Raw genomic sequence first — 13,383 nt, 5'->3', positions numbered from 1 at the left:
CCTTTTGGTTACGCGACGGAATCTGTCGACCAGGTGTCGAGTGGAGACGGAAAAGGGCGGACGGAGTGTCAGTGGTGCGTGCCAGACTCGCGTGCATGGGAAAGATCGACGGGGTGGAAGCGCTGATCAGCGAGGTCCGGGCCGGGGCGCAGGTGAAGTACCTGCACTTCTGGGGGCACCGGCCGAGGCCCGACGGCAGGATCGGCGCGAGCTGTCTGAGTCAGTGGTGGCCGTCACCGTTCGCGGTGGACGGGGTGGCGTACGCGACGGCCGAGCACTGGATGATGGCGGGCAAGGCGCGGCTGTTCGAGGACGCGGAGGCGGAGCGGCAGGTCCTGGCCGCGGAGCATCCCGCCGAGGCGAAGAAGGCGGGACGGCTGGTGCGCGGCTTCGACGAGGCGATATGGGAGCGGGAGCGCTTCCGGATCGTGGTCGAGGGCAGCATGCACAAGTTCGCGGCGGACGAGGAACTGCGGGCGTTCCTGCTGGGCACCGGTGACCGTGTCCTGGTGGAGGCCAGTCCCCTGGACCGGGTGTGGGGCATCGGGCTCGCGGCGGACGATGCGGCGGCCTCGGATCCGGAGCGGTGGCGGGGGCCGAATCTGCTGGGGTTCGCGCTGATGGAGGCGCGGGAGCGGCTGTCGGGGGCTGGGGACTGAGGGGACCGGCCACGTGGGCCGGCCCCCTCACCGGCCGGGTCGGTCCCGGCTCAGGACGCGCCCATGATGCTCGCGAAGAGCAGCAGACCCAGCAGCGGCAGGATCACCGTCGCCACGATGCCGCAGACGAGTCCGGCGGTCGCCGCTCCCTTGTTGGTGGCCTCGCCCCGGTTGGCCTTTCCTCGTCCGATGGCACCGAAGATGATCCCGAGGATGCCCAGGATGACTCCGAAGAACCAGAGGAAGAAGGTGATGCTGCAGACCACCCCGATGATGCCCAGCACCAGTCCCGTGGTGCCCATGCCGTTGCTCGGCTGCATCGGCATGCCATAACCGGGAGCCTGCCCGTAGCCCACCGGCGGCGCGGCCGGGTACGACGGACCCGACTGGGGGTAGCCGTAGCCCGGGGCCGGCTGCTGCGGGGGCTGGTTCGGCGGACCGTAGCCGCCGGGTGTGGGGTTGCTGTAGGACATGAAGTGCTTTCCCCTCCGTTGACAGTCAAGGCATCGTAATGGCAGGACACAGGAGGAGAGGGCGGGTTCCGGCCGACGGTTCCGGAAGGCCGCGTTCCGGCGGATTCAGCGGTCGGCGGCCACCGTCACCGAGACGCTCCGGGCGGAGTCGTCGTACGGGTCGGAGTGCGTTCTGCTGTCATTGATGGCGGTGGTGATGCCGATCGCGAGCAGGACGATCACGGCGATACCGAGGACGATACCGATGATGCCCATGATCAGACCCGCCTGGGCCTGGCCGTGGTTGCTCGCCTCGCCGAGCTCGGCCCGCCGGCGGCCCTTGATGCCGAAGACCACCGCGAGGATGCCCAGCACCAGGGAGACCACGCCGTACAGGCAGAACAGACAGATCGAGAGGATGCCGAGCACCAGCGCCGCGACACCCATGCCGTTCTGCGGGGCCATCGGCATACCGGGCCAGCCGTAGCCCGCGGGGTAACCGGGGTAGCCGTAGCCGCCGGAAGCGGGCGGTGCCGGTATACCCGGGCCCGAGGGCGCGATCGGCGGAGGCGGCACTGCCTCGGCCCCCATCGGGGCCGCGCCCGGTACGCCGAACCCGGAGGCGGCGGCCGGTGGGGCGAAGCCGGGGGGAGACATGGGCGGGGTGAAACCGTCGGTCGGCAGGGAGATCACGGTCGCCTGGTCGTGCACGGACGGCGGCTGCGCCGGCGCCTGGTCCTGGGGCTCGGGCGGCTTCTTCTCCAGTGAAGGCCGGTGCTCGGGCGGCGCCCACGGGTTGTAGTCGCCCCCCGGGGCTCCACTCGGCTGTGCTCCGTCACTCACGGGCGTGTCCCCCTCGGTCGTTCGTCCCGCCATGCTACGGCCTCGCCTTCGCAGCACAGCGGCCCGGTCCCGCCGCCCGGACCGCCACCCGCCTACGATGATCCCGCGCAACCGATCAGCCGATCACCGCGCCCGCACGACGGACTCCGCATCACGGATCCCGCTCCGCGGGCGCCCTTCTCGGGGAGGACTCCATGACCGACAGCTCCGTACCGGCCGCCGGCACCGCCGACCGCGATCTGCGGACCTTCATCGCCGGACTGCCCAAGGCCGAACTGCACGTCCACCACGTCGGATCCGCCTCCCCGCGCATCGTCTCGGAACTGGCCGCCCGCCACCCCGACTCCAAGGTCCCCGCCGACCCCGAGGCCCTGGCGGACTTCTTCACCTTCACCGACTTCGCCCACTTCATCGACGTGTATCTGTCGGTCGTCGACCTGATCCGCACCCCGGAGGACATCCGGCTGCTGACCTTCGAGGTGGCCCGTGACCTGGCCCGGCAGCAGGTGCGCTACGCCGAGCTGACCGTCACACCCTTCTCCTCCACCCGGCGCGGCATCGACGAGCTGGCCTTCATGGCGGCGATCGAGGACGCCCGCAAGGCGGCCGAGGCCGAGTTCGGGACCGTACTGCGCTGGTGCTTCGACATCCCGGGCGAGGCCGGCCTGGAGTCCGCCGAGGAGACCGCCCGGCTCGCCACCGACGACCGGATCCGCCCCGAGGGACTCGTCTCCTTCGGGCTTGGCGGGCCCGAGATCGGCGTGCCCCGGCCGCAGTTCAAGCCGTACTTCGACCGGGCCATCGCCGCCGGTCTGCGCTCCGTGCCGCACGCCGGCGAGACGACCGGCCCGGAGACGGTGTGGGACGCGCTGAACGAGCTGCGCGCCGAGCGCATCGGGCACGGCACCAGCTCGGCGCAGGACCCCAGGCTGCTCGCGCACCTCGCCGAGCACCGCATCGCGCTGGAGGTCTGCCCGACCTCGAACATCGCCACCCGCGCGGTGCGCACCCTGGACGAGCACCCGGTCAAGGAGTTCACGCGGGCCGGGGTGCTGGTCACGATCAACTCCGACGACCCGCCGATGTTCGGCACCGACCTGAACAACGAGTACGCGGTGGCCGCCCGGCTGCTCGGCCTGGACGAGCGGGGCCTCGCCGGCCTCGCCAAGAACGCCGTCGAGGCGTCCTTCCTGGACCCGGCCGGCAAGGCCCGGATCGCGGCGGAGATCGACACGTACACCAGCACCTGGCTCGCCTCCTGACCGGGGCGGTACGCACACCACAATGGGGGTCATGCAGACCGTGACCGCCGTGGCCCACCGCGGCGACCCCTACCGCTTCCGTGAGAACACCATCGACTCGCTGCGTTCCGCGCTCGACCGGGGCGCGGACGCGGTCGAGATCGACGTACGGCTCACCCGCGACGGTGTCCCGGTGCTGCTGCACGACGGCACGCTGCGGCGGCTGTGGGAGCACGACCGGCCGCTGTCCGCGCTGTCCGCTGAGGAGGTGCGCGGGCTCACGGCGGGCGGCGTGCCCACGCTGGCCGAGGCGCTGGCGGCGACCGGCGACAGCCGGGTGATGGTGGACCTGTGCGGGCGCGTCGACCGGCGGACGGCCGACAGGGTGGTGGACGTGATCCGGCAGAGCGGGGCCGGCGAGCGGGTCTACTACTGCGCGGGCGCCGATGCCATGCTCGCCGTCCGCGGCGCCGACCCGGCCGCCGAGATCGCCCTGACCTGGACGACCCTCGCCCCGCCCCGGCCCGCGCTGCTGGACGCGGTCCGCCCCCGCTGGCTCAACTACCGCTTCTCCCTGGTGAGCCGGGACCTGGCGGCCCGCGTCCACCACGACGGCTGTCTCCTCTCCGTCTGGACCCCGGACACCCGCCGCTCGATGAGCCGCCTGCTGGACCTGGGCGTCGACTCGATCACGACCAACCGCGTCGACGTCCTGCACGCCCTGCGCAACGGCGCCTGACTAGACCCGCGAGCGCTGAGCCACCGTCGCCGGGTCCGTGGGGGTGGCACGGGTGACGTACTGCGGGACGGGCGCGGAGTCCTTGCCGGTGTCGCGGACCAGGCCGTAGCGCCGGGTGCCCTGGGCGGGGCCGGTCGTGATGTCCTTCTCGGCCGCGGACCAGGTGGTCGGGAAGACGCTCAGGCCGTAGTCGGCGCCCCGTTCGTTCACGGTGAGGGTGACGCTGCCGTCCAGGTAGAAGTACTCGTTCTGCCACATCTGTTGGGTGCCGGGCGGGAGGACGGTGTAGCCGACGGCCGGGTTGCCCATACCGGTGACGGCGGAGTCGGTGCCGAGCGGATCGTCCATGCGGCGGCCACCGCCCGAGGCCACGTGGAAGAGCCTGCCCTTCAGCCCGGTCCAGGAAGGCATGACCAGGCTGCCGGCCCGGTACTGCGGGGAGATCTGCCAGCGGACCAGCACATAGCCCTTGCCGTGCAGCGTCACGCCGTCCCCGCGGTGGTTCATGACGGCGTGCGCGCCGCCGGTGCTGGTGATGCCGGTCTCGGGGCGATGTGGCAGGGCGGCCGGGGGCGTGTCCGGGTTCGGCGCCCTGTCCGGGGCGTCGACGACCGTGCCGTACAGGTCGGCCGAAGGCGTCGGGGAGGCGGAGGGGGAAGGCGGCTGGGACGACGGGTGGGGCGCCGGTGACCGTACGGGGGTGCCGGTCGTCGTCGGTGTGACGGCCGTGTGCGGGGCATGGTCCGGGGCGCGTACGACGACATAGGCGCCGCCCGCCACGAGCGTCGCGCCCGCCGCCACCGCCACGGCGGGCTTGGTCAGCGCGCCCAGCGCCTTGGCCGACCAGCCGGCGGAGCCCGCCGTGCCCGCTGCCGCCACCGCCGTCCTGCCGCCGAGGGCGCCGAGGGTGAGGGCCAGCGTGAAACCCGCGGGGACCGGGACCAGGGCGATGCCGACCAGCAGCCGTTCCGCCGGGACGAGGGACTCGGGTGCCTCGCCGCAGTAGCCGCAGCCGCGCAGATGCCGGGCCAGCCGCTTGCGCCATACGGAGTCGGGCCGCCCGCTCCATCCGGCGGTCAGCTCGCGCAGCTCGGGGCAGGCGCCGTCCAGCGCACGCACGATGCCGCGCGCGGTCTCCAGGCGTCCCTTCATCCGCTGGACGCGCACCGCGGCGTGCTGCCGGCTGATGCCGACGGCCTGCGCCAGCTCGCGCCGGGTCAGCTCCCCGGCGACCTCCAGCCACCACAGCGACAGCAGCCGGCGGTCCTCGTCGTCCAGCCAGCGCGCCGCCTCCACGACCTCGCGCCGCTGGCCCTCCAACTGCAGCCGCATCACGGTGAGTTCGGCGAAGTCGGCGCTGTCGTGGGCGGTGTCGGAGGACAGCCGGCCGGGGGCGGAGCGGCGGCGCGCCCGCTCCCGGATCTGCCGCATGGCGATGGCCACCAGCCAGGACCGGAACCGGTCCGGGTCGCGCAGCGAGCCGAGGTTGCCGACGGCGCGCAGCATGGTCTCCTGGACGACGTCGTCGACGTCCGCATGGCCGTTCAGCGCGCGGCCGACGATGTTGTAGACGAGCGGCAGCCAGCCCGCGACCAGGTCGTCCAGCGCCTGCCGGTCTCCTGCCTGCGCGGCCGCGACGGTGTCGCGCCAGTGCCGCTCGTCCACCGGTCCACACTCCCGTACGTGTGTCACTTGCTGTAGAGCAGCGTCCCGAAGCCCAGCTGGTCGTAGCCGCCGCTGTTGGGCCCGTGGTCACCGCCCCCGCCCTCCGCGCGCACCTTCTCGGCCATGGCCGTGACATACGGTGTGACGAGCCTGCGGCGGCGGGCGTAGTGGTTGTGCAGAATCTCCCGGACGGGGCGGATCTCGCCACGGCCCGTGGCGGAGATCACGGTCTGCTCCCGCCACTGGCCGTGTCCGTCGCCGGACCGCCAGCCGTACGGAGTGAAGGGCACGTCCTTGCCGAGGTTGTAGCGGGCGACGTACTCGGCGGCGTGCAGGAACCGGTTGTGGTCGTAGCCGTAGAGGTCGACGCCCTGGTTCCAGGCCATCTCGCAGATCGCGCCCAGCAGTCCGATGCCCATCACGGTGTGGCCCTGGTCGCGGCCGCTCTCCTGCCACTGGGCGAGGCCCTGGGTGTCGTAGCGGACGGGGATGGCGTTCTTGAGGGCGCCGTTGCCCTGGCCGTGCTCAAGGTAGGTGACGGCGCGGCGGAAGGTCGCGCGGTCGTCGAGGAGGACGCCGATCGCCAGCAGCGAGGCGAGGTTGCACAGGTCCCAGCTGGCCCAGTAGTTGGAGATGACGGCGTCGTTGTGCCGGGTGAGGAAGTCGATGTTCATCGGGCGGAAGACCGTGCGCAGCATCTTCTTGAAGCGGGTGAACGCGAAGTCCGGGTGGTCGCGGACGAGTTCGGCGGCGTTGGCGAACTGGTAGCCGTAGAGGCCGGCAGCCAGGAAGCGGTCGGCGTTGCCGGTGACCGTGGTGAGGGTCGCCGACCAGGCGTTGAGGATGGCGACCGCGGTGTCGCCGTGGGCCTTCGTGCCGCCGATCCGCCGGCGCGGGGCGTTCTGGTAGGCGGCGTGGATGTCGTTGTAGAGGGTGCGGTGGTTCTGGCCGGAACCCGTGCCCCGGTACACGGTGACCTGTGGGCGGGCCCGCCAGGTGCTCTGGGAGTGCGGGTTGGCGGTGAGCCGCTTCCAGCCGGCCAGCCAGGGGGCCCGGCCGGCGGCGACCCGGACCTGGGCGCGGTGCAGGTCACCAGCGTTGTGCGGCAGGCCGGGGTGCGCGAAGGTCCTCCGCACAGCGGTGCCGGGCTGTGCGGCGTCCGCCCCGGCGCCGCCGAACGCGGCGATCCCGCCGCCGAGCGCCCCGGCCGCCGCGAGTCCGCCGCCGAGCGTGAAGAGCCCCCGGCGGCTCAGACGGTGCTTGTTGACGTGCTTGTGGGCGGAGCTGGACATGAGGGGTGACTCCGTGCGTGAGGAAACGGTGACGCACGAGGAGACGGGACGCCGGAGACCCCGATAACAGTTTTTCACGCGGCGAGAGCCGGGGAGCCGAGCGACTCCAGTCGCTTGGTCTTCTTCCGTACGACGTACAGCGGGACGACGCCGAAGACCCCGAAGGACATGTCGATCAGGGTCCACCAGAAGGGGATTCCCCGGATCGGTCCGCAGATCAGGGCGAGCGGGATGATGCCGGCGCAGGCGATCATCCCGAACTCGACGACCCAGATGTTGCGGACGGGGTCGCGGTAGGGCCCGTAGAACGCGACCGCGATGACGAGGTGGGCGAAGGCCAGCCAGTCGGTGCCGTAGAGGAGGAAGGGGTAGTCGGAGTCGGCGGTGTCGAGGCCGTTGCGCACCCGCTCGATCCAGTGCGCCAGCCCCGGCAGGTGGTCGGGCACGGACAGCGCGCGCAACGCGCTGTCCGTCCAGCGCAGTTCGTGCACCAGAGGGAAGGCGGTGGCCCCGCTGAGCACGAGGCACACCACGAAGAGGACCAACCAGGCGCGAATGCCCTTGAGCAGGGCGGCTCTGTCGCTCATGGCATGAGCGTACGCGTCTATTTGAACGCGTTCAAAACCGCCCCTCCCGCACATCACCCCAGTGGGGCGTCCAGCGGCACCTGCCACATCCCCGGCAGATGACCGTCCAGCTCGCCGGGCTCGAAGCGGCACATGCCGACCGCGTGCCAGAACTCGCCGGTGACGTCTCCCTCGTACTTGTAGCCCCCGGACGGGGACAGGGCGGCCCAGCCGCCGGGCATGCCGACCAGGGTGACTCGGAGGGTGGCCGGGGCGTCGGCGGGGACGTTCCACAGCCGCACCGTGCCGTCCTCGCCGCCGCTGGCCAGCAGGGAGCCGTCGGGGCTGAAGGCCACGGCCAGGATGCGGCCGGTGTGGCCCCTCAGAAGAGCCGTCTCCTCACCGGTGTCGGGGTTCCAGAGACGGACGGTACGGTCGTCGCCCGCCGTCGCCAGCAAGGCCCTTGACGGATGCGCCGCCGCCGTCCAGAGCTTGCCGGTGTGGCCGGTGAGGCGGTGGTCGATGCCGCCGTCCTTCCAGATCACCGCCGTACCGTCCCAGGAGGCGCTGGCCAGCCAGGAGCCGTCGGGGGCAAAGGCCACGGCGTACACCCGGTCGCTGTGGCCGTCGAGTTCGGCAGTGACACGGTGGCCGTCCATGTCCACGATCCGCACCTTGCGGTCGTCGCAGCCGGTGGCCAGCACCGCGCCGTCGGGCCGGAAGGCGATCGCGCGGACCCGCCCGAAGTGCTCGGTGATGGTGGCGACATGCGCTCCGGTGGTCCGGTACCACAGCCGTACCGTGTCGTCGTCGTTGGCGGTGGCGAGGAGTTCGCCGTCGGCGCTGAACGCCTCCGCCCACACATGGTCGGTCTCGACGTCCAGTTCGCGCTGGTACTCGCCGGTGGCCGCGTTCCACAGATAGATGTCGCCGTCGCTGCTCGCGGTGGCCAGCAGGGGTCCGGAGGGGCCGAACGCCGCCGAGACCAGCCGGTCGCTCTGCCCGGTCAGTTCGCGCAGCCGCCGGCCCGAGGCGGAGTGCCACACCCGGACCACACCGTCGTTGCCGCCGGCCGCCAGCAGCGAGCCGTCGGCGCTGAAGGACAGGGTGCCGATGCGCCGTCCGTGGCCGCGCAGGATGCGCCGGCCCTGGCCGGTGGCCGGCTCCCACAGCCGTACGACGCCGTCGTTGCCGCCGGTCACCAGCATCGTGCCGGGGCCCTGGGCGGGCGTGTCGCCGTGCGGGCGGAACTTGCACACCCACACCGAGCCGCGGTGCTCGGCGGGCTGCCGGTTCAGCGGTACGGCGACGGGGTCGGCCTCCGGGTCGATCCGCCACAGCCGGACCACCCCCGCGCTGTCCCCGGCGGCGAGCAGGTTTCCGTCGGGGTCGAACAGCACTTGGTAGACGGCCCCGTTGCAGCCGCCGAGCAGCCCCGCGGAACGTCCGGCGGCCAGGTCCCACAGCCGTACCTCGCCGTCGGTGTCGCCGCTGACCAGGAACCGGCCGCCCGGGTGGAAGTCCAGCGTGTAGACGCGCCCGGAGTGGCCGGTGAACTCGTGCCGCACGGTGCCGGTGGCGAGGTCCCACACACGGATCGTGCCGTTGGCCCAGTCGTCGCCCCGGTCGCCGGTGGCCAGCAGGGTGCCGTCCGGGCTGAACCGCGCCCGGTACACCGCGTTGCGGTGCCCCGGCAGCTCGCCGGTGAGCCGACCGGTGGACAGGTCCCACAGGCGTACGACGGCGGTCGCGTCGCCGGTGACCAGGGTGGCGTCGTCCGGTGCGAACGCCACCGTGTAGACGGGCCCGGTGTGTCCGGGCAGCCGGTGCAGCGCGGTGCCGGAGGCCGTGTCCCAGACGGTGACCACGCCGTCGGCGTCCCCGGTGGCCAGCAGCAGTCCCTCGGCGTCGAGGACGACCGGCCAGACCCCGTCCGGGTGAATCTCCAGCCGGTGCAGACAGCGCCCGGAGACCGGGTCCCACAGCCGTACGGTGCCGTCGGAGCTGCCGGTGGCCAGCACCCGTTCGCGGAACTTGACCGCGTAGACCCGGCCGGTGTGGCCCTGCAGGGTGCGCAGGGGGAGGCCGGTCACGACATCGGCGACCAGGACGCCGCCGTCCTCGCTGCCCACGGCGAGCAGTTCGCCGTCGGGACTGTACGAGATGGGTTCGGGCAGCCGGGTGCGACTGCTGAACCCGTACGGCACGCCGACCGCGGCGGGCCGGAAGCCGGAGTCGACGGACATGCCCGGCGCGCTCGCGGCGACGGTGAGTTCGGGGCTCCCGGCCAGGGTCCCGGTGGTCGCCGAGATGAGCGCCGCGCGCCGCCACCGGCTGCCGTCCACCCGGGCGCCGGTCAGGTCGGTGCCGATCAGCCGGGCTCGTCTGAGGTCGGCGCCGCGCAGGTCGGCGCCGGTCAGATCCGCGCCGTCGAGCCGGGCGCCGACCAGCCGGGCGCCGCGCAGGACGGCGCCGGAGAGGCCGGCGCCGACGAGCCGGGCGTCGGTCAGGTCCGCGCGGGTGAGGTCGACTCCGGAGAAGTCGCGGTGGGACAGGTCCTCCCCGGCGAGAGAGGCGCCGCGCAGATCGGTGTGGGCGGGCACGCGGAGCCGGCTGAGGATCTTCACGGCGTTGGCGTGGGCGGCGTCCAGCGAGCCGTCCCCGGGTGTGCCGGACAGCTCCCGCTCGGCCCAGGCCTGGCAGATCCGGTGGTCGGCGAGGTCGCACAGGAACTCGACGGCCAGCTGGCTGAGCTGGCGCCGGCCGAGCAGGGTGCTGTCGCCGTCGGTGAGCCTGCGAGCGCACTCGCGGGCGACGAGCCACTCCACGACCGAGCCGTGGATGAACCGGAACACGCTGTCGTCGCCGCGCACCAGCAGGCTGCCGGAGCCGATGGCATGCGCGGTCTGCGGCACCGACAGCCGAGCCTCCGCGAGCCCGGTGAGGGTCTCGGCGACGTCGGTCAGCTCGTCGAGCCGCAGCGAGTCCTGGCCGGTCTCCCACAGTCGCAGGGCGAGCGCGGTGACCGCGTCCCACAGCTGGTCCAGGGAGAGTCCGGGCGCCCGGCCGGGGCCGCCGCCGGCGCGCTGTGCCTCGAAGCCAAGCCAGGCGGTGAGCACCTCCTGGTACAGGCCGGCGGGGCTGAGGGCGCGCCCGGCGCCGGCGACGGCGCGCAGCTGGTCGTCGTCGAGGTCGGCGACGAAGCCGAGCAGCCGGGGGTTGCGGCACAGGGCGAGCAGGTCGGGGATGGCGTCCAGCAGCCGCAGCCGGTGGTCGGCGGCGCGTTCGTCGCCGTCGTAGCGGTTGACCAGGTAGGCGCGGATCTGCTGCGGGCTGAACTCCTGGACGGCCAGCACCCGGCGGTGCGGGAGCAGCCCGACGCGTTCGCCGAGCGCGGTGAGCACCTGACCCTGGGAGCGGAAGTGCTGGGTACGGCTGCTGACCACGATCTTGGCGCTGTCCACGGCGGAGTCCAGCAGCACCTGGAGGCGTTCGGCGGCACGGTCGTACGTCACCTGGTTGACGAGTTCGTCGAAGCCGTCGAAGAGCAGCACGATCCGGCCCTGCTGGAGCATGTACCTGAAGGCCCGCAGGTCGATGTTGTCGACGCCGTGGGCGGCGAGGTGGCCGGCGACGAGGCCTTCGAAGGAGTAGGCCCGGTCCAGGGCGTTCAGCTCGATCAACAGCGGGACGAGGTGCGGCAGTTCGGCCGGGATACGGCGGGCCAGCTCGCGCAGCGCGAAGGTCTTGCCGTGCCCGAAGTCGCCGAGGAGTAGCAGGAAGCGCCCCTGGTCGGAGTCGAGCAGACGCAGCATCTCGTCGACCAGCCCGGCACGGTCCTCGGCGTCGAGGCGCTCCACCTCGCGGTACCGCTGCGGCAGGTACATGCCCGGGGGATAGCGGGGGTCGACGCGCAGCCGCTCGCTCTGCGCCAAGACGTAGCCGCGCAGGTCGAGCAGGCCCTGGAACTCGGTGAAGCTGCGCACCCGGATGCCCCGGCGGCGCGCCGCGTCGCGCAGCTCGCGGGCGGGCGGCGGGCCGTCGTGGACGAGTTCGGCCTCGGTCTCGGCGTCGGCGGCGTGCACGAGGGCCACGAACCGGTCGACGTCCTGCGCGGTCGGCGTACCGGTGTGGACCGCCACCCGCTGCTGGCGCACGAAGCCCGACTGGGTCCAGGTGACGAGCAGTTGGGGCACCGGCCCGTCGACCGGGCGCAGCTGGGCGCCCTCGTGCCGGGTGCGGCACACTTCGGCGACCCGTGCGAGCAGTATCTCGGCGGGGGTCTGTACGGCGCGGGGCTCGGGGTCGGGGGTGACCGGGTCCGGATCAGGAGCTTCCCCCGGTACGGGCGCGAAGGCCCGGTCGGCCCGCCGCCACTGGACCGGCCGCCGCCGTGGCTCCGCCGGCCCCTGCCAGACGGCCAGCCCGTCCCGGCTGACCCGCACCAGCTGGTGACCGCCGGCCCGGACCGTGCCGATCACCGGCAGCTCACCGGAGCCGGTGGCCAGGTCGGGCTGCGCCGCGCCCGATTCGGCCGGGCCGTGCAGCAGCAGATGCAGCCGGGGCGCGGTAAGCCGGGTCAGCACATCGGTGTCGCGCAACGGACCGCTGCCGTCCAGTGCGGCCGTACCCGGCACACCGGCCCGCCGGACACCGGGGGCGGCGGGCCGGCCGGCACCGGGCGAATGCCGTACGACGCCGATCCGCAGCCATTCCTCGGTCTCGTGCGGCCGCAGCGCCTGCGCGAACCACGCGGCCTGCTCGCGCCCGATCAGCCCGTACTGGTCGTCGCGCCGATGGCTGTAGGCCATGGACGAGTTCAACCCCGCGACCACGGTGTGCAGTTCGGGCACGGGAAAGAGGGTCCACGGCTGATCGCTGTCGAAGACGACGTCGAGGCCCTGGTACAGCTCCTGGAACAGCCGGGCGAAGTGCCGCCACTTGGGCCAGTACGGCGGCCGGGGCGGCATCTCGTCGGCCTCGCAGGTGCTGAAATAGGCCTGGCAGGCGGCCTGGTTGACGTCCTGGCCGCCGGGGACGAGGGCGACCCGGTGCGGTTCGAGCCCGAGCAGGGCCCGCAGCCCCGTGAGAAAGGCGAGGGCCTGCTCGAACTCGCGCCGGCTGCCGGAGGCTGTGAGGTCCCCGGTGACGACCAGCAGATCGGGCGAGGGCGCCCCCGCGTCGGCCAGCTCGACCAGGTCGCCCCAGATCGCGGCCTGCAACTCGGCGGGGTCCTGCCCCCGTCCGAAGGCGGGCCCGGCGAGCTGGAGCACGGTGACCGCCTCCCGCTCCCGCACCTCCGCCGACACCCGCGGATACGACGGCGCCGCAGCCGGTCTACGGCGCCCCGCCCACCCAGGACCGCCGAGCGGCCGCCCGGGGCTCGGGTCGGAGGGCACGGTCGCGTTCGGCGCCGCCAGGCCCCCACCCGGATAGTCCGGGCGGACGCTGGGCCGGGCCCGCCCGTCCAGGGCCTGCCGGACCCGGGCGAGCAGCAGCTCCCGGGCCGCCGCCGGATCGGCGACCGGCACCAGATCGACGTACGTGATCGTGGCGAGCAGCCCCTCCACGGGGATGTCCTCGACCCGCACGGTCAGCAGCCGCCGCTCGGGTGCGTCCGGGTCGGCCCGCAGCGCGGCCTGCCACTCCATCCGCCCGTACCGGGAGCGTTCGTAGTTCCGCGAGAGTACGGCGATGACGGCGGCGGACTCGCTCACGCCGCGGTCCATGAAGTCGACGAAGTTCGTGCCCGGGACAAAGTCCCAGGCCTGCAGCACCGTCCGGTACCCGGCCTCCTCCAGGGTCCAGGCGATCCAGGCCGCCCAGCGTTCGTCGGCCGGCGAGTAGCTGATGAAGAAGTCCAATGGCCCGGTGTCCCCCGGGGCGTTCTGACGAGCCACCATGTATTCATGATGCCGTGAGAAGA

Annotated in this window: 8 protein-coding genes and 1 pseudogene; 3 read left to right on the top strand and 6 right to left on the bottom strand. The window is 72.9% G+C overall.

The features are described 5' to 3' along the window. Nucleotides 1–95: 95 nt before the first annotated feature. Nucleotides 96–659, top strand: coding sequence for an NADAR family protein (locus AV521_RS26560; protein ID WP_076091420.1), 564 nt, complete (start codon nt 96–98; stop codon nt 657–659). 50 nt (nt 660–709) lie between these two features. Here the strand turns inward: AV521_RS26560 and AV521_RS26555 are convergent, their stop codons facing one another. Continuing rightward, nucleotides 710–1,132 carry a DUF4190 domain-containing protein gene (locus AV521_RS26555; protein WP_076091418.1) on the bottom strand — a complete coding sequence of 141 codons (423 nt, stop codon included), beginning with the start codon at nt 1,130–1,132 and terminating at the stop codon, nt 710–712. Nucleotides 1,133–1,237: 105 nt separating this feature from the next. Beyond that, nucleotides 1,238–1,954 (bottom strand): DUF4190 domain-containing protein, encoded by a 717-nt coding sequence (locus tag AV521_RS26550; RefSeq protein WP_076091416.1) that lies wholly within the window; start codon nt 1,952–1,954, stop codon nt 1,238–1,240. Nucleotides 1,955–2,041: 87 nt separating this feature from the next. On the opposite strand from AV521_RS26550, the pseudogene AV521_RS26545 reads away from it, so the two are divergent. After that, nucleotides 2,042–3,216: pseudogene (locus AV521_RS26545) on the top strand (adenosine deaminase); the annotation flags it as partial. Between the two features lie 31 nt (nt 3,217–3,247). After that, nucleotides 3,248–3,934 carry a glycerophosphodiester phosphodiesterase gene (locus AV521_RS26540; RefSeq protein ID WP_076091551.1) on the top strand — a complete coding sequence of 229 codons (687 nt, stop codon included), beginning with the start codon at nt 3,248–3,250 and terminating at the stop codon, nt 3,932–3,934. Here the strand turns inward: AV521_RS26540 and AV521_RS26535 are convergent, their stop codons facing one another. From AV521_RS26535 to AV521_RS26520, 4 genes are all read right to left on the bottom strand, one after another. Further along, nucleotides 3,935–5,599: a sigma-70 family RNA polymerase sigma factor gene (locus AV521_RS26535; protein ID WP_076091412.1), complete on the bottom strand. Its 1,665-nt coding sequence runs from the start codon at nt 5,597–5,599 to the stop codon at nt 3,935–3,937. A gap of 23 nt (nt 5,600–5,622) precedes the next feature. Then, on the bottom strand, nt 5,623–6,891 hold the full coding sequence (locus tag AV521_RS26530; RefSeq protein WP_076091410.1) for an alginate lyase family protein: 1,269 nt from the start codon (nt 6,889–6,891) through the stop codon (nt 5,623–5,625). Nucleotides 6,892–6,965: 74 nt separating this feature from the next. Further along, nucleotides 6,966–7,478 (bottom strand): hypothetical protein, encoded by a 513-nt coding sequence (locus AV521_RS26525; protein WP_076091408.1) that lies wholly within the window; start codon nt 7,476–7,478, stop codon nt 6,966–6,968. Nucleotides 7,479–7,531: 53 nt separating this feature from the next. Then, complete coding sequence (locus tag AV521_RS26520) at nt 7,532–13,360, bottom strand: TIR domain-containing protein (protein ID WP_076091406.1); 5,829 nt, start codon at nt 13,358–13,360, stop codon at nt 7,532–7,534. Between the last annotated feature and the right edge of the window lie 23 nt (nt 13,361–13,383).

The sequence above is a fragment of the Streptomyces sp. IMTB 2501 genome (assembly GCF_001953885.1).
Classification (GTDB): Bacteria; Actinomycetota; Actinomycetes; order Streptomycetales; family Streptomycetaceae; genus Streptomyces.
Note: the sequence above shows the minus strand (reverse complement) of the source record. Positions and strands in the feature narration are given on the sequence as shown.

Excerpts from the sequence above, each read along its gene's own strand:
- AV521_RS26525 (WP_076091408.1), bottom strand. The coding sequence starts at position 7,478 with ATGAGCGACAGAGCCGCCCTGCTCAAGGGCATTCGCGCCTGGTTGGTC.
- AV521_RS26530 (WP_076091410.1), bottom strand. The coding sequence starts at position 6,891 with ATGTCCAGCTCCGCCCACAAGCACGTCAACAAGCACCGTCTGAGCCGC.
- AV521_RS26520 (WP_076091406.1), bottom strand. The coding sequence starts at position 13,360 with ATGGTGGCTCGTCAGAACGCCCCGGGGGACACCGGGCCATTGGACTTC.
- AV521_RS26560 (WP_076091420.1), top strand. The coding sequence starts at position 96 with ATGGGAAAGATCGACGGGGTGGAAGCGCTGATCAGCGAGGTCCGGGCC.
- AV521_RS26540 (WP_076091551.1), top strand. The coding sequence starts at position 3,248 with ATGCAGACCGTGACCGCCGTGGCCCACCGCGGCGACCCCTACCGCTTC.
- AV521_RS26555 (WP_076091418.1), bottom strand. The coding sequence starts at position 1,132 with ATGTCCTACAGCAACCCCACACCCGGCGGCTACGGTCCGCCGAACCAG.